Below are 18319 nucleotides of genomic sequence, written 5' to 3'. Positions count from 1 at the left end.
GTTATCTGGCTTTTTGAATTTGATTATAGTGTCGCTTTTAATGCCTGTGCTAAATCAGAAATAATATCATCAATATGTTCTATCCCAATAGACAAACGAATCATTTCTTGGCTTACTCCTGCCTTTTTCAGTTCTTCATTATTAAGTTGCCTATGCGTAGTTGATGCAGGGTGACAAGCTAATGAGCGTGTATCGCCTATATTGACCAGACGAATAATTAATTTTAGTGCATCAATAAATTTAGCACCTGCAGATTTTCCACCTTTAATACCAAACGATAAAATGCCAGCAGGTAAATGATTATCCATCTGTTTTACCGCTAAATCATGTTCAGGATGATTGCTAAGACCAGCATAGTTAACCCATTCAACTTGTGGGTGTGAGATTAGATAATTTGCAACGTTGAGTGCATTTTGACAGTGGCGTTCCATGCGCAAAGAAAGGGTTTCAAGCCCTTGTAGTATCAAAAAAGTATTAAATGGCGATAGTGCAGCGCCCATATTGCGTAAAGGGATTACTCGACAACGTGCAATGTAAGCCGCATCACCAAAGGTATCCGTATAAGAGACACCATGATAAGATGGATCTGGTTGATTAAGCATTGGATATCTATCCGCATATTTTTTCCATGGAAACCGTCCTGAATCAACGATGATTCCTCCAAGACTATTACCATGCCCACCAATATATTTAGTTAATGAATGCACGACAATATCAGCACCAAATTCAAATGGTCTGCAAAGTGCAGGACTGGCGACGGTATTGTCGACAATTAACGGAATACCATGCCGATGTGCGATGTCGGCAAGTTGGCTTAAATTAACAATATTACCTGCAGGATTGCCAATACTTTCGCAATATATTGCCTTGGTTTTGTCATCAATTTGCTGTTCTATAGCCACTAAATCGTTATGAGGAGCAAACTTGGTTGTAATACCAAAATTAGGTAAGGTATGGGCAAATAAATTATAAGTGCCGCCATATAATTGCGAAACAGATACAATATTTTCGCCAGCAAAGGTAATTGCTTGAATAGCATAAGTGATAGCCGCCATGCCCGATGCAACAGCTAAAGCACCAATACCACCTTCAAGCGCAGCGACTCGAGCTTCGAGTACGGCGTTAGTTGGGTTGGTAATACGGGTATAAATATTGCCAGCGACTTTTAAATCAAATAAATCTGCGCCATGCTGTGTATCATCAAAAGCATAAGAGGTTGTTTGATAAATGGGAACAGCAACAGCATGAGTAGTGGGTTCAGGGGTATAACCTGTGTGAAGTGCAATGGTTTCTGGTTTCATGATTGAGCCTCGTCGGAATAACAAGGCTCTATTTTGTACAAAAATTGATGAAAAAGTAAAGTGTTATAAAACCATTCTTACAATATCTATTTCACCTAATTCTTTATATAAATTTTCAATCTGATCAATGTGTGTTGCATTGATAGTAATCGACACAGAATGATAATTCCCTTTACTGCTAGGTTTGATTGACGGACTGTAATCACCCGGTGCGTGACGTTGGATAACGGACACGACTTTATCAACCAGTTCTGGTTTAGCTTCTCCCATGACTTTATAAGTAAAAGAACAAGGAAAATCTAATAATTCTTTTAAATTTGTTTTCTGTTGCATAATTTTATGTTTCTCACGTAATCGGTATGTTTGGGGTATTACTACCAGGAATAACAGTCATATATAGGCGCTTTGATGTTCTTCAAGTGATCAAGCATAAACTTCGCTTCTTAAAGTATTCAAATTGATCTATGATAGATTAATTTTATCACAGCTTAGTTAGCATTATCCTATAAATTATAAAAAAGGTTGAAAAATATGTTAGCACACTCCGATGATAGAGAACCTTTTGGTACATTGTTAGGTTATGCCCCAGGTGGCGTTGCCATTTACTCTTCTGATTATGAAACATTAGACCCAACTCAATACCCTGATGATGCCTCTTTTAGAAGTTATTCCGGTCATGAATATATGGGATATAAATGGCAATGCGTTGAATTTGCAAGGCGTTTTTTATTTCTTAATTACGGTATTGTGTTTACTGATGTCGGCATGGCTCATGAAATTTTTTCACTTCGTGTCTTAAGACAAGTCATCAATGAAGCGATATTGCCTTTACAAGCTTTTGCTAATGGTGGTAAGAAAAAACCTGAAGCTGGCGCATTACTTATTTGGGATGATGGTGGTGTTTTCGATAGAACGGGTCATGTTGCTATTATTACCGAAGTCTTTGAAGATAAAGTTCGGATAGCTGAACAAAATGTTATTCATACCCGATTACCAATTGGTCAACATTGGACTCGTGAATTGAGGATGACGGTCACCGACGATGGTTATTTGTTACATGATACGTTTGACGATACCACCATATTAGGTTGGATGATTCAAACCGAAAATACACAATATAGTCTACCACAACCAACCGTACCGGCGCCTTTACTGGCTATTCATAGTCAACATATTGAAAATCAAGGTCAATTTGATATTAACTGGCTTAATGAGCAAGATAGTTTAGAAAATGCTTATATCCAAGCGGCAGGGCATGCAATTAGTCATGATGATCACTACCGATATTTCACTATTTCTGAAAGTGCCGAGCAAGAACTTATTCGAGCGACCAATGAGTTACATCTTATGTATTTACATGCAACCGATAGAGTACTAAAAGATGATAACTTGCTGATGAATTTTAATATCCCCGAAATTTTATGGCCACGTTTGCGACTGTCATGGCAACAACGACGTTATCAAATGATAACCGGTCGGCTAGACTTTTGCATGGATGAACGAGGCTTTAAAGTTTATGAATATAATGCTGATTCGGCATCGTGTCATACTGAAGCTGGACAGATACTACAAAATTGGGCAATACAAGCTGGGCTAAATGTTGGCGTAAACCCTAGTGCTGGGTTGCTTAACGCATTAGCGAGTTGTTGGAAGCATAGCGATGCACAAGCTTTTATCCATATTATGCAAGATAATGATAATGAGGAAAATTATCATGCTTTATTTATGCAAAAAGCCCTAACACAAGCAGGATTTAAGAGCAAAATTTTACGAGGTTTGAGCGGCTTAAAATGGGATAAACGCGGTCGATTAGTTGATGATGAAGATCGTCAAGTAACCTGTGTCTGGAAAACATGGGCATGGGAAACCGTATTAGAACAACTTCGTCAAGAAAGTGAAGCCCAAATAGCTGGATTACCAATCCGGACTTGGCATCCAGAAAATGCGGTAAGGTTGATAGACGTTCTTTTACGTCCCGAAGTTACTGTATTTGAACCTTTATGGACAGTTATTCCAAGCAATAAAGCGATTTTACCGGTGCTGTGGTCTCTATTTCCTAATCATCGTTATTTATTAGAGTCTACATTCGAACTTAATAAAAGTTTAGAGAAAAAGGGGTATGCCGTTAAGCCGATTGCAGGGCGTCGGGGGAGTGATATTCAATTAGTCAGCAGCAAAGAAACCATTTTGGGGAAAACTGTCGGTAAATTTGCTAAACAAGAAAACATCTATCAAGAATTGTGGTGTTTACCGAAAGTCGATGATCGTTATTTGCAAATCTGTACTTTCACTGTCGGCGGACATTATGGGGGAACGTGTTTACGTTCTGATCCATCCTTAGTCATTCGGGGAGATAGTGATATGCAACCATTACGAGTATTGACTGATGATATGTTTTTAAAATGACTATTATGGTAAGGTAATTTTGCAGTATGTAAAAAATAAAGTAAAAAAATCTTAACTTATCCTATAGATAACAATTACAACAGCTGGATTTTTCTGTTAGAATTAAAAGATTACAAAAATATCATATGATAATGGAATGGAAAGGTCAGTATGGCAAATACACTACTTAGAACTGGTGATATTAAAGATTTTAAAATGCTTGGGCATGACGGTAAAGCTGCTTACCTAGTGGCAACCCAAATTCGTGAAATGTTCAGAGTAAAAATAGGTAAACAATATGCCGACTATTTAGCCATTCCACAACGTAATGATCAAGGAAATAGGGTTGATTGGTATATTCCTTTTGATTCGGCTCAATATGATATTGTGCCTTGGTCATCTGCCAGCGAATCAGAACAGCAATCAGCGCTTCAATTGTTGGCAGCATTTGAACAAAAGGTAGTTGAGCTAGGCAAACAATTAGCTAATAATCCAAACCTTGAAGGCGATCAATTGCTATTTAGCCGCCTAATTTATGATCCTAATCACCGTGAGGACAGCCAAGAACCAAATCTTATGGCGATTCGGTTTCCAAGCAATGAATATATTTATATCGTTAATGGCAAGCCTGTTATTACTTTTTGGGGATTTATTAATCCACAAACTCAACTAACCCAATCACCTTTCAAATGTTTAGAACAATCAGAAAGCACAGCACCTTATGTTACTGAACAAATTGACCCCCCGATAACGTCTAAACGTCCTTGGTGGAAACGTTGGTGGATGTGGTTATTAATGCTGTTGCCACTATTATTGTTATTATTACTACTGTTTTTATTACGAGGGTGCTTTTATCACCCTGAATCATCAATTACACCGCCATTGTCAGTCGATAATGCGGTGAATGTACCGGTTGAGACTGATCGGGACAAAAAACCAGAAGATAAAAAAGGTGAGGATCCTATTCGTGATGTGAATGTTATCCATAGATCGGTGGGTACTAACATAAATCATGATTCGGTGTTAAATACTGACAATCGTAATGACGTAATTGGTACAACTGTTACAGAAGGTAACATTGATGTGACTGATACGCTCAACACGCCTACCACATTACCTGTCGATAGTCATGGTGCAGGTGATGATAATCCGCCAATTCATGACATAACGCCTGATAATGCAGATACGACTTCTGATGTTGATAACACTAATCAGAATGAAAACCAGAATCAAAACACAGCAGCTATGGATACCAATAACGCTACACAATCCCAAAATTTAAGTGTACCACCAGATGCAATTAAGCAAGGTTCTATGGATTTTCTTAATGGACAATGGACAGTAGGTGGTGGAATCCAAGATAAATCAACGGGTAAACCATTACGTTTAAACTATAGTTTTGATCAAGGAAATGGTGAAGTTACGGTAATTCGTAGTGATGGTGTGAAATGTGTCGGTAAAGTTGGTAGTGGTTTTCAAAACTCAAATTTAAGTATAAAGAGCAATACTGAAGCACTTTGTAGCGATAATACAAAATATCAATTACCGAAAATAGAGTGCTCAACAAACAGTAACAATCAAACTGATTGTAAGGGAAATTATAATAATGGTACATCGTTCCCGTTAACGATGAAAAAACAATAGGGTAGTATATGCTTCCAGAATTACGCAATTATGGTCAAGAAGTGACACTTATCATGAACAGTGGTATTCAGTTTCTTGATTTTGCACTTAAAATAGATTGGAAAGACAGCCAATGGCGCAATAAAGCGAATGGGTGCTTTATTGATCCGTCCGAAAGTGGTGCATTGATTCGATTACTAGAAGATGTCGAAAATGGTCAATTTTTTAGTCCTGACAACCCCACTTTTGCGGTTACCCCCACACAAGAAATTAGTGTCGATCAATCCCTAAAATTGTATGACGGTGTTTGGTTACCGATTCCTGTTTTACGGTCAATTCCTCCAGAACGATTTGATAAAGGTCCTCATAACTGGAGCAGAGTAAGAATTGTCAGTATTCCTCAGGGTGAAGATCCCGATGGTAATACGCATCGTATAACATTTGCGTTTGACACTAAAATCTTTACTAATTTGGATGATGTTGCTTATCTTGCTCCAACTGAAAATGACGTAATGACAGGTGCGATTTTTAGTCTGGCGCACCGCTCTGATCATGTGTCATGGTTTTTAGAACTCAAATGGATTTCCAGTTGGTTAATCGATCTGTTTGAAGAATTAGCGCAGCAACCTGAACGTTTAAAGATGCATAAGGATGATATCCAGCAAGAAATGAATAATAAGGCTTATTATGGGCACTATCTTAATATCATTAATTTGCTCGGTGAAACATTAAATCTACCAACCATTAAAATTGTTTCTAACAATAAAAATGATATTGTGAAATCGATTCCTGTCGATATGATTTTAGATGTGGGTAATTCACGAACTTGTGGCATTTTGATTGAAGATCATGTTCAAGATAAAGACAGTCTTAATCATCGCTATGAATTGGAGATACGCGATCTAACCAGACCTGAATATATCTATAACGAACCATTTGAAAGTCGAGTTGAATTTGCACAAACCTTTTTTGGTAAAGAACACTTTTCGCTACAGAGTGGTCGACGAGATACCTTCCGTTGGCCTAGTATTGTTCGTGTCGGTAAAGAAGCAAGCCGCTTAGCTAGTCGCCGTGAAGGCAACGAAGGTGCAACCGGGCTTTCAAGTCCAAAACGTTATTTATGGGATCAAGATAAGTACGAACAAGGTTGGCGTTTTAACTCTTATTATGTAAAAAGCGATCATGAACCTTTTGCAACGGCAGAGCCCTTTTCAAATTTAATTAATGAATATGGTGAAGCCCTACATATTCTTAATAACAATATTCAAGAAGAATATGATCGTAAAATACCGGTATTCCACCCTAAATATTCACGTAGTTCGCTCATGACGTTTATGTTATGCGAAGTATTGATGCATGCTTTGATGCAGATTAATAGCGTTGCGCAACGTAATAAACTTGAACATGCTAAAACGCCACGTAATTTACGTTCAATTATCTTAACGATTCCGCCCGCTATGCCAAAACCCGAACAAGCGATATTTAAAAGTTGTGTGTATCAAGCTATTGGACTTGTTTGGAAAAGTTTAGGTTGGGATAATTCGGATGATAATATTGATTTTACTCATCCGGAAGAACTTAAACATATTTGGCCAAACATACCGGAAGTTTATATTCAATGGGATGAAGCAACCTGTGGTCAAGTAGTTTATCTTTTCAATGAAACACAAAATAATTTTAACGGACGTAGTGAAGAATTTATTGCTTCAATTGTTCGACCTGACAAAACCAATAAGCAAAAAGTTACCATTGCGACGGTGGATATCGGTGGGGGTACAACCGATTTAGTCATCAACGATTACCATTTAGATTATGGTGCAAACGGGCAACAAAACAGTAGTAATGCCTATATTGTTCCAAGTCAGCGTTTTCGTGATGGTTTTAAAGTAGCGGGTGATGATATTTTACTTGATATTATTCAAGATATTGTTTTAACCTCGTTAACCAACGGCTTAAAGCAGGCAGGACTTGCTGATCCAAGCCCAATCTTGTCAACGATTATTGGTTCACAACAACTTTCTATTCAAGATGCGGTTTTACGTCAACAACTGACATTACAACTGTTTACGCCGATAGGTTTGCGAATCTTGAAAGAGTATGAACTTTACGATCCTTTACATAGTGAACAGCAGGTATTTAGTGCAAGTTTTAAAGAATTATTAGAGCATCATGTTATGACTGATAGTGTGCTGAATTTTATTAATGAGCCAATCAAGCGTTCATTAAATAATCCTGACTTTTCAGTACTTAATTTGAATATTGAGATTAATCTCAAACGAATTCATTACCTGTTTATACGTGGTGATTATTACAATATTTGTAAAACGTTTGACGCATTGTCCGAAATCATCAGTTGTTATCAATGTGATGTGCTGTTATTAACTGGACGCCCTTCACGCTTACCGGGTATTCAAAGTTATTTTCGATCTCGTTTGTCTATCCCTGCAGGGCGAATCTTGCCACTCCATGGTTATTATACGGGCGGATGGTATCCATTCCATAAACAAGAACGCATTGATGATCCTAAAACCACCGCTGCTGTAGGCGCTATGCTTTGCTTCTTAAGTAAGAATTTAAGGCTACCTAATTTCTATTTTAGATCAACAAATATGGATCTTTATTCAACAGTCAAATACATTGGATTGTTGGATAATTTAAACATGATTAAAAATGAAAATGTCTATTACCGAGATATAAATTTAGATGATCCTGATTATGATTTTCCTGATCTATCTTTTGAAATACGAGGTACAACACGGCTAGGTTTTAAACAACTTGAAGTTGATCGCTGGCCGGCTTCTCCGATCTATATTTTGACCATTGAAAACGGCGATGTTGCTCGGCGTTTAAGTGCTCAAGGCGTGGTACTTGAAGTGACCTTAGGTATTAAAAATAGGCAAAAAATGGTCGAGAATTTTTATATTAAAGACATAAAAGCATCTGATGGACGAGCTTGCAATAAAAACCAAGATGTTAAACTGAGTTTAAATACAATGGTTAACTCCGGTTTAATCAGTACCCAATATTGGCTTGATAGTGGAATGATAAAACGATGAATAACATAAATGAACAACTGCCTAAATCTTGGGAACACGTTTACCATGCATCAGCAGAAGCAATTGAATGGGTTAATCAAACACGTCATTCATCCAAACGTTTAAATAGTGAAGCAGATAATTTAATTCTTGATTTACGCCGTTTGCGTAATAGCGCTAAACGATTAGGTGAGGTCTCTACCAAATCGGTTGCGGTCGGTTTTTTTGGACTTTCTCAAGCAGGAAAATCATACCTGATTTCGGCACTTGCCGCAGGAGATAATGGCAAACTTGAAACGGTTGTCGATAACCAAATTTTAGATTTTATCGATCATGTCAATCCGGTAGGAAGTGGTAAAGAAGCGACAGGTTTAGTCACGCGTTTTAGTCGAACCGCTAAGGGTGGAATTGCCAACTATCCGTTAGAGTTAAAATTGTTTAGAGAGATAGAAATTGTCAAAATATTAATTAATGCTTTTTTTAAAGATTTTGACCAGCAAAAAGTCTCTAATAAAATTGAATTTTCACAATTAAATCAGTTAATCCAACGGTTGGAAAATAAAAAACAAACCAGTTATGTCGGCGGTATATCGGAAGATGATATCGTTGAACTTTACGATTATTTGTCTGAAAATTTCGGCAACGCTTTAGAAGGATTAAAAGGGGGATATTGGGAAAAAGCAGTACATTTACTTCCTTATCTATCTGTTTCTGAACGAGGCGAGCTGTTTGCGGTATTATGGGGTGGAATTGCAGAGCTAACAACAATCTATATTCAGCTTGCTAATACGTTATCTCGTTTACATCATGCTGAAACTGTGTATGCGCCGTTAACTGTTTTGATTAAAGAGCAAAATGGTACTAAATCGCAAATTGACAGTATTATGAATGTAGACATCTTAGAGCGATTAAACACCGATAAAGATTCATCGGTTACGATAACGCCTATTAACGGTAAACCAACGGATTTATCTTTGGCGCAACTGGCTTTTTTAACAGCGGAATTAATTTTTCCATTAGTGAACAAAACGCGAGTTTCAACATTTGAAAAAGTTGATTTGCTTGATTTTCCGGGATATCGAGGACGCTTGAATTTAATCTCGATTTCAGATGTTAAAGAAGGTAATCCCATTTCTCAACTATTATTACGGGGTAAAGTTGCCTACTTATTTGAAAAGTATACCGATAGCCAAGAGATGAATGTATTAGTGGTTTGTACACCTTCTGATAAGCAATCTGATGTGAATGATGTTGGGCCGGTGCTTGAACGGTGGATCGGTAAAACACAAGGTGAAACACCTGAAAAGCGAGCAACCAAAGAAGTTGGCTTGTTGTGGGCGATTACCATGTTTGATAAACGGATATGTACATCGTTGACCTTGTCGGAAGATAATCTTAAAAATAGTTGGGGTAAAGGTGGATTATTACAACAAACTATTTTAGAACGTTTTGGAAGTTATGATTGGCTAATGAATTGGTCAAATAATCAGAAATTCAACAATGTTTATTTGGTTCGTAAACCTGGTTTTGATGTACCGTTTTTAAATGTCGATCCTTCTTCACGCCAAGAACTGTCTCATAATGAGAATTATCAGACTAAAATGGACGTATTAAAAAAGACTTTTATCGACAATGTTGATGTTCAAGAATATGTATCTCAACCAAAAGAAGCGTGGGATGCCATGCTTAAACTTAACGATGGCGGTATAGGTCGAATTAGTCAATATTTAGAAAAAGTAGCGATTACTGAAGTAAAACAACAACGTATTGTTGAGCAATTAAATGAAAAAATTGATTACATCACAAATATGCGTTTTGATACGTGGTACCAAGCTGGTAGTGATGAAGAACTTGGTAAGAAAAAACACGTTATCGCAGATGTGGTGAAAGAGTTGCAGGGTAAAGCATTGTTATTAGGTGAATTACTCAAAACTTTAGAATTGCCGGATCAAACAATTCGAGCTTTGTATCATTCCAACCATGTAGAAAACCAGATAGCTAAAGATAATGATGATAATTTAGTCGGCAATTTATCCAATGATTTTGGCTTTAATACTGAATTTGACCTTTTTTCGGACATGAATAGCAATTTAACCAGTAAGCCAGCAGTGACTTTGCCGACTGAATCTAAATTTGCTAAGAGTGTTTTTACAACTTGGTTAGAGCACTTAAGAAATATCGTGCTGGATCAGCATATTTTACAGTTTTTTGGTTTAAGCCAAAAATCATTATCTTTTATTGTTGAAGAGCTTATTACAGGAGCCAATCGTTTGAAGATTGAACAAAATTTAACCGAAAAAATCTTAAATAACGAAAATACTGGCAGTAAACGTGATGATCTTGAATCAAGACAGATAAGTACAATTCATACTCAATTATCTGATTATATTGCGTGGTTAGGTTTTATTGAAGGTCAGTTGGATAACATTCCAATGAGTCGTGTTAATCATGGCAAGCGTATATTTGCATCACCGTTAAATGAGTTTGTTATGCAATCATCTCACCAGTTGCCAAAATTGGATAATAATACTAAAAATTATTCTCAATTTGCGATATTTGATTGGTTTATAGCTTTTGCTACGCTTGCACAAGAAAATGTCGGACATCATGCCGGACGGGAAATAAGTCAGGAACAAAATAGTCGTCTGGGTGAGATTTTGGCATGTTTTAAACAATCACAAATTAAATTGGATGATTTCTTGTAAATTAATGCAATAACAAAGTGAAGTGACAGGATAGAGGACATTATGGCATTAAGAATCGAATTAAATGGTTATAAACCAGGTATAGCTAAATTTTTGGCATATAAATGGAATGGTAGTGCTGATATTGAAATATTGATTCAACGTAATCAGGATAGTTATTATTTGTCTGGATTAAATCAATGGAGTCCAGAAAAAAGTTGGCATACGTTGGCTGATATGACTGTCGAACATGAACAGTTAACCGGGCTTGTTGGTGAATGGCTGGTTGATTCGTTATTAACTCAAGAAAGTACTGCACGATTTTTGGTACAGATTCGTGATAAGCAAAACGAAAATTACAGTGACCGAGGCGTCATTAACATAGCTGATGGTGTGATGACGTCAGCTGCATTAAACACGGTTACTACTACGTCTGATACGCATCTTGAACCTGAGGAGTGTGTAGATGTAATCCCCGATGACGAAAAAATGGATGGCGAAACACAAACCATTTACGAGCCTGAAATCGAAGAACAAATTATCGAAGAACCTGTTGAACCCGTCGTTGAGGAAGTCGTTACATCCGTACCCACATCTGAAACTGTAACGGATGAGACGTTGACACAACCGATTAAACAAAAAAGAAAATCAGGTTTAATATTCGGCTTGATCATTGCTATTTTACTGGTAATTGTTATGGGTATCGCAATTTGGTATTTTCTATTCTTCCAAAATCAACAAGCTAAAGACGCTGAACCGGCTATGTTAGGTCAATGTAGTTTAAGTCAAGTAGGTGATGATGATCTCACTTTTATTCAAAAATGTTTGCAAACTAAACCACTGACTCCAATGATTATTCAGTTGATCAATGATGCTAAAAAAGCAAAAAAATGTAATATTGCTCAGCGGTTATATGCTAATCAATCACAAGTAAATTCAACCATTGCCATTTTGTATGCCAAAGAATATGACGAAAAGTATTATCAAGCTAATAGCTGTTTTGAAGCTGATAAAGAAACGGCTATTTATTGGTACGAAACCGCATTGAATAATGATCCCGATAATAAAGACGTAAAAGCACGGTTAGCTGAGCTACAAAAGTAGGTAGGAACAAAAATGGAAAATTTAGCTATCTCAAAAATTATGTTTGTATTGAGCTTAACTTGTTTACCCTTGATAAGTTTTGCCAATGAACCGCTTAAACAGCAAGGTAAAACAACACTGTATCAACGCGTACTAAGTACGCCAACGTGTGAGTTAAAAAAAGATATTAGCGAGGTTACAGGACAGCAAGTTCCTGCATTTTCTCGCTATTATGTTTATGAACGTAAAAATCAAAATAACCAAGAATGGTTAAGTGTTGGACCTGATTCCTATGGAAAAACGGTAGGTTGGATTAATGGCTCATGCGCAATTGAATGGAATATGCAAATGACCTTGGTTTTTACTAATCCGGTTGAACGTGATCCTTTGCTATTTTTTAAAGATAAAGATTCACTCACGGCAATTGTTGATTCTGAACATCCAGAAACATTATTAAAACCCATTCGTGAGGCATTAAACGTTAACCAAACTTCGCCAAAAGTTATCGCTCAAGAGCCGGCGGAATTTGTTGATTTTAAAAATAACTTCTATTTATTACCTATTTTACAAGGTGAAGAGGTCATGAATGGACAAGGGTTTTATGAGCGTATATTAGAAGTCGCCTCTGTCAGTAAACAAGATAAATTAGTGGCAACAACTCAGAACGTTAAGTCATCCACTACCACTCAAAAAACAGATGATAGTACTAATCAAGTCGCTCCTTTTAAAGCTGCAATTGTGTTTGTGATAGACTCAACGATTTCCATGGATCCGTATATTTCAAGAACCAAAGAGGCCGTTGAACGCGTTTATCAGCATATTGAAAAAGAGAAGTTACAAGATCAAGTTAAATTTGGGTTGGTGTCGTTTCGATCAAGTTTAACCGCATCAGATAAACTTGAATTTGTGACAAAAGTTTTTGCCGATCCAAACCAAGTAAAAAATCGTGAAGATTTTAAAAAACTCAGTGCATCACTTAAACAAGCCTCGGTATCAACGGCTTATTTTGCCGAAGATTCATTTGCGGGGATTGCACAAGCGTTGAATGATATTAATTGGAATAGTTTTGGTGCGCGTTATATGATTCTTATTACGGATGCAAGTGCAATTTCGGGGGATGATAAACTTTCTAGCACCGGTATGGATGCTGCGCAATTAAGGCTTGAAGCACAGCATAAAGGGGTTGCGATTTATGCATTACATTTAAAAACGGCAAGTGGCGAAAAAGATCACCAAATTGCTGCGACGCAGTATTCTGATTTAACGTACAATGATTTTATTCATAAATCACTTTACTACCCTGTTAATGCCGGTAATGTGAATGAGTTTGGTCAAAAAGTTGACTCTTTAGCCAAAGCCTTAGCCGAGCAAGTGAAACTTGCTTATAAAGGTGAAGCGTCAATAGGTAATGCGATTAATGCTAAAGATAGTAATGCCGATATGTTGAATGATGCATTATTACTGGGTAAAGCTATGCAGTTGGCTTATTTAGGTGAAACTAATGGGTCTAAAGCGCCTTCGGTCTTCAAAGCGTGGATTGCTGATAAAGATTTTATTAAACCCACTATTCCAACAGCTGAACCTCGAATCTTATTAACTAAATCTCAATTAAGTGATTTAAGCGATATTGTTAGTAAAATCGCTAATGCAGCAAATGATGGATTAATTTCTGCCGATGATATGTTTTCGCAGCTGCGATCGGTTGCTGCTGCTATGGGGCAAGACCCAAGTAAATTAAAATCGAACGCAGTCACAAAAATTGCCGATTTGGGGTTACTTGGGGAATATTTGGATAATATCCCTTATAAAAGTGATGTAACCGGGTTGGATCAAGAGTTGTGGAAAAGTATGAGTGGTCTTGAGCAGGAGAAATTTATTCGTAATTTAAATAGTAAAATTCGTTATTATCAGAAATGTAATGCGGATGTTGATCGTTGGATTTCATTAGCGGAAGGTAGTGATCCTCGTGAAAATGTTTATCCTATTCCTTTAGAGATGTTACCGTAAAACAGATGCTAACGATAAAAAAACTTGCAATCACGCGCTCAACTGGTAAATCTTTTTTTAGTGTTAACCTTCCTGCGCTGACCATTAAAGCGGGTGAAGTGGTTATTATTCGAGGTGATAGCGGTTCGGGTAAAAGCACATTACTTGAAATGATAGGTATGATCCTAAAGCCTGACCATATTGGTTGCTACAATCTTACTATGGGTAATGGTGACGTTGATATTGCTCAACTAATCCAACACGATAAACTGGATAAGTTAGCGGATATGCGCGCAAATTATTTGGGCTTTATGTTGCAAACAGGCGGATTACTCCCTTTTTTAACGGTGCATGATAATATTTTGCTTTCAGTAAATGTGTTACAAAAAAAGGTGGATAAACAACGATTTGATTATTTAGTACAAAAGTTGAGTATTTCACACTTGTTAAGTAAATATCCTAAACAACTCTCGATTGGTGAAAGACAGCGAGCTTCTTTTATTCGTTCAATTATCCATAAACCTGCACTATTACTGGCTGATGAACCGACTTCAGCGCTTGATCCTTATAATGCCAATTTATTATTTGATTTAATTATTGAGCAAGCTCAGCAGGATAATATTGCTGCCTTGATTGTGACCCATGATTGGCAACGTATTGCTGATAAAGGATTATTTACTTTAACGTCTCAAATTACCTCTTCCCATTCATCCGAATTTTTACCCTTACAAGATGAGGTATAAGCGATGATCACATTATTATCGAAATGGCGGCTTATTACTCGGTTATCTTTGTCGGATTTATGGTACGACAAGAAGGTTTCATTTTGTATTATTGCATCGGTGATCTCGGTAATTACCCCACTGTTGCTACTCTTTAGCTTAAAATATGGTGTTGTTTCACAGCTTCGCCAGCAGTTACTTAATGATCCGCAAAATTTAGAAGTTAAAATTGTGGGTAATTTACAGTTAGATCATTCAATGTTTGAATGGATTGCCCAACAACCTGAAACTGCGTTTGTGATTCCGTTGACACGTTCCCTTAATACTCAAGCTGATTTAATGAAAGATAATCGTCATTTTGTTAATAATGCTGAAATTATTCCGACAGCTAAAGGTGATCCTATAACCCAAAGTTTACCGCTCTTGCATCATGAACAACAGATTTTAATATCCGCTTTAGCCGCAGAAAAAATGCAGGCAAAGGTTGGTGATAAAGTAAAAATGGTCGTGACAAGGCAACTCGATGGCAAACTGGAAAAAGGTATAGTCGAGTTAGAGATCATCGGAGTGATTCCCGAAATTTATTATGGTCGGGCTGCCGCATTTGTGTCTTTAGCGCTTTTAATTGATATGGAACATTTTTATGACGGTTATCAAATAAATATTTTTCAATCAACCACAGGGCTTGTTAATCCACCAGAACATAACTCATTTGCCAGAGCACGTATTTATGCAAGGTCACTTGATGATGTAGCGCCTTTGTCTTATAAACTACGTCAACAAAATATTGAAACACGTACTCAAGCTAATGCGATAGAAAATATGCAAGCGATAGATCGGGTTCTCAATTTTATATTTAGTGTCATTGCAATAACAGCTGTATTAGGGTGTATTTTATCTTTTACAGGATCATTTCTATCTAATATTGAACGTAAACGCAAAGATATCGCTTTGATGCGATTACTTGGATTTAAATCAAAAGGGATTATGCTTTATTTAATGACTCAAGCCATGATGCTAAGTTGTTTGGCATTTATCATTTCTTGCCTACTTTTTTTATTTGGCAACTATGCCTTTAATTTTGTGTTAGGTAAAAATTTAGTTTCACATCCAGTAGTTAGCCAATTACAATTTTATCATTTTATTATCGCATTTTTACTTACTTTATTGATATCAGCTATTGTAGTAACGGTAGGAGGTCGACGTGCTGTTAAGATTCAGCCAGCAGAAAGCTTGCGCGAAGTATAATCATAAAAAATGGCATTATTGGGGACTAATCTTAAGTTTTATCCCTTTATGCAGTTATGCTGAGCCTTGGGATAGTAAGTTTTATAATCCTAAACCTGCCAGTGATGATGTGATTTTGCCGATGCCTTGTGATGGGCGTTTGGTGATGAAAAGGGTATTTACGCCTACCAATAAACCACTTGAGGATGTAAAAGTAATTTTAGGCAGTAATCAAAAAGAGTTAGGTTTTGCTGAATACGCAACACCTAATTATATTTCTGGTAGCTTTTCTAATGAAAACGAAGAAAGGTATTATTTAATCGGTAAATATGAAATTACAGCACTACAATATCAAGCGGTGATGAATGATACTTGTCCAACGGCTAAAGTGAGTTTGATTTTCCCTGTGACTAATATTAGTTGGTTTGATGCTATTGCATTTAGTAATAAATATAACCAATGGTTACTGGAAAACCAATCTCAATTAAAAGTGTTGCCAAAAGGCTATGTACGTTTGCCAACGAATACCGAATGGGAGTACGCTGCACGGGGTGGCATGAAAGTCACTGAATCTGAATTTCGCGAGACAGTTTTTCCTATTACGAGTGGTTTGGAAAACTATGCCTGGTTTTCAGGGGCAAAGTCAGCCAATGGAAAATTACAACTTATTGGTCGCTTAGCTCCTAATCCACTGGATCTTTATGATATTTTAGGTAATGCCAGTGAAATGATGTTTGATTCATTTAGAATGAATAAATTAGATCGTTATCATGGACAACCAGGAGGCATGATTATTCGGGGCGGTAGTTATTTGACTCCTGAATCTTCAATAACAACTGCCTTTCGTAGTGAAAAGCCTTACTATGATAATAAAGGTGCTTATCAAAGCAAAGATGTTGGATTTCGTTTAGTGTATACCACTGAAGTTATGCACTCTAAAGTTTCGATTAAAGAATTAGAAAAACAGTGGAACGAACTTGGTAATGAAGTCGAATCGTCAAATGATAACAATGTGGTGAATGAACTGGAAAAAATTACTAAACAAGTTGAAGATGAAAAAACTAAAAAAGAGTTAAATCAACTTAATCTACTTTTACGAAGTGCGAACCAGTCACGGGATGAGCAGCGAGATCGTTCCATTCAATCTGCCTTACAATTGGGGGCTTTTTTATGTGCGAATGTCTCTGATCTTAATGATAAATATGAATATAATAATAATTTATATAATACAATGATTAATGAAATTTGTGATGCAAGTGACTCAAGTGAGCTAGAGAGTACAGATATGTGTTCTAAAACAAAGTTAAATAATTTAAATCAAGTTGTCATTGATTCAAGAAATGCACGCAATTTTATATTAAAATATTATGCTGATACTATTGTTAGCACTGCATCAAATTACGAAAAAAACACAATTAATGAACAAGCTAAAGCAACACAATTTATTTTACAAAGTAGTGGAAAGGCAAATATGAGCGATTATTTAAAGCTCTATTTAAAACATATCAATCAATACATTGTATCGGGTAAAATAGAACAATCAGTTTGGTTACAAACCTGCAATGAAATTAAAGGAAGGAAATAATGAAAAAAATAGTTGTCATAATAACATTATGTTTATCTGTTGTCTTAACTGGATGTCAATCATCAGGGTGGAGAACTAAAGACGTTGATCCTGCATTAACCAATAGTAATACATCTCAATTTTTTAGTAAATCAGCCTGGCAATCGTGTGTCGTTGGTGCAGGATTTTCTGGTCTTAGCTGTATTTTAGTTGGCGGAAAACCGGGTGTTTGTCTGGCTACAGCAGCGGTAGGGTGTGGTGTATTAATGGGCGCTAATTATTATCTTGATTCTAAGCGTGCTGAGTATGCAGATGAAGAAATGCGCATTGATGCTTATATTTATGATATTCAGCAAAATAATATGGAAGTACAAGCTGTCACTCAAAATGCGCAAGCCGTATTGGATAAAAATTTAGCAACTTTAAAAGTGTTAAATAGTCAGATTGAAAATAAAACGTTGAGTAAAAGACAGATTAAAAATGAGTTGAAGCAAATCGATGCAAATATTGCTTACTTAACTGACAAATTAGATCGTATGAAAGGCATTGAAAGTGATTGGGTTATGCTTTCAGCAAGGGAAAAACAATCAGGGATTAATATGTCAAAATTAGATAAACAAATTAATCAGCTTCATAAACAGATAGCATTACTTGAAAAACAAATTAATGTGGTAAGTCAACAACGTTCAGCAGTACAGGTGAGCTAATG

At 36.5% G+C, this 18319-nt stretch carries 12 protein-coding genes; 10 read left to right on the top strand and 2 right to left on the bottom strand.

What is annotated here, in order from left to right; genetic code table 11:
- Window positions 1–23: 23 nt before the first annotated feature.
- A complete protein-coding gene (locus ACGH46_RS03535; RefSeq protein ID WP_411589655.1) occupies window positions 24–1301 on the bottom strand; it encodes a bifunctional O-acetylhomoserine aminocarboxypropyltransferase/cysteine synthase in 1278 nt (425 codons plus the stop codon).
- A gap of 63 nt (window positions 1302–1364) precedes the next feature.
- Window positions 1365–1634 carry a DUF493 family protein YbeD gene (gene ybeD, locus ACGH46_RS03530; RefSeq protein WP_065558632.1) on the bottom strand — a complete coding sequence of 90 codons (270 nt, stop codon included), beginning with the start codon at window positions 1632–1634 and terminating at the stop codon, window positions 1365–1367.
- A gap of 198 nt (window positions 1635–1832) precedes the next feature.
- Here ybeD and gss point away from each other — a divergent pair, with 198 nt between their 5' ends.
- The 10 genes from gss to ACGH46_RS03480 all read left to right on the top strand — a co-directional run bounded on the left by gss (window position 1833) and on the right by ACGH46_RS03480 (window position 18317).
- Window positions 1833–3707 (top strand): bifunctional glutathionylspermidine amidase/synthase, encoded by a 1875-nt coding sequence (gss, locus tag ACGH46_RS03525; protein ID WP_411604208.1) that lies wholly within the window; start codon window positions 1833–1835, stop codon window positions 3705–3707.
- A gap of 150 nt (window positions 3708–3857) precedes the next feature.
- A complete protein-coding gene (locus ACGH46_RS03520) occupies window positions 3858–5330 on the top strand; it encodes an SrfA family protein (RefSeq protein ID WP_411604205.1) in 1473 nt (490 codons plus the stop codon).
- Between the two features lie 8 nt (window positions 5331–5338).
- Window positions 5339–8365 (top strand): virulence factor SrfB, encoded by a 3027-nt coding sequence (locus ACGH46_RS03515; protein ID WP_411604202.1) that lies wholly within the window; start codon window positions 5339–5341, stop codon window positions 8363–8365.
- Entirely contained in the window at window positions 8362–11049 is a 2688-nt protein-coding gene (locus ACGH46_RS03510; protein WP_411604200.1) for a putative virulence factor, read from the top strand. Before ACGH46_RS03515 ends, ACGH46_RS03510 begins: the two co-directional genes overlap by 4 nt.
- A gap of 42 nt (window positions 11050–11091) precedes the next feature.
- Window positions 11092–12132 carry a hypothetical protein gene (locus ACGH46_RS03505; RefSeq protein WP_267350393.1) on the top strand — a complete coding sequence of 347 codons (1041 nt, stop codon included), beginning with the start codon at window positions 11092–11094 and terminating at the stop codon, window positions 12130–12132.
- Between the two features lie 12 nt (window positions 12133–12144).
- Window positions 12145–14118, top strand: coding sequence for a vWA domain-containing protein (locus ACGH46_RS03500; protein WP_411604197.1), 1974 nt, complete (start codon window positions 12145–12147; stop codon window positions 14116–14118).
- A gap of 5 nt (window positions 14119–14123) precedes the next feature.
- A complete protein-coding gene (locus ACGH46_RS03495) occupies window positions 14124–14840 on the top strand; it encodes an ABC transporter ATP-binding protein (protein WP_411604194.1) in 717 nt (238 codons plus the stop codon).
- Between the two features lie 3 nt (window positions 14841–14843).
- A complete protein-coding gene (locus ACGH46_RS03490) occupies window positions 14844–16067 on the top strand; it encodes an ABC transporter permease (protein ID WP_267379780.1) in 1224 nt (407 codons plus the stop codon).
- A complete protein-coding gene (locus tag ACGH46_RS03485) occupies window positions 16024–17631 on the top strand; it encodes an SUMF1/EgtB/PvdO family nonheme iron enzyme (RefSeq protein WP_411604193.1) in 1608 nt (535 codons plus the stop codon). The genes ACGH46_RS03490 and ACGH46_RS03485 overlap by 44 nt, the downstream gene beginning before the upstream one ends.
- On the top strand, window positions 17631–18317 hold the full coding sequence (locus ACGH46_RS03480) for a hypothetical protein (protein ID WP_267350403.1): 687 nt from the start codon (window positions 17631–17633) through the stop codon (window positions 18315–18317). Before ACGH46_RS03485 ends, ACGH46_RS03480 begins: the two co-directional genes overlap by 1 nt.
- The last annotated feature ends 2 nt before the right edge of the window (window positions 18318–18319 follow it).

The organism is Gilliamella sp. CG22, from assembly GCF_046635725.1.
Taxonomy (GTDB): Bacteria; Pseudomonadota; Gammaproteobacteria; order Enterobacterales; family Orbaceae; genus Gilliamella; species Gilliamella apicola_I.
Note: the sequence above shows the minus strand (reverse complement) of the source record. Positions and strands in the feature narration are given on the sequence as shown.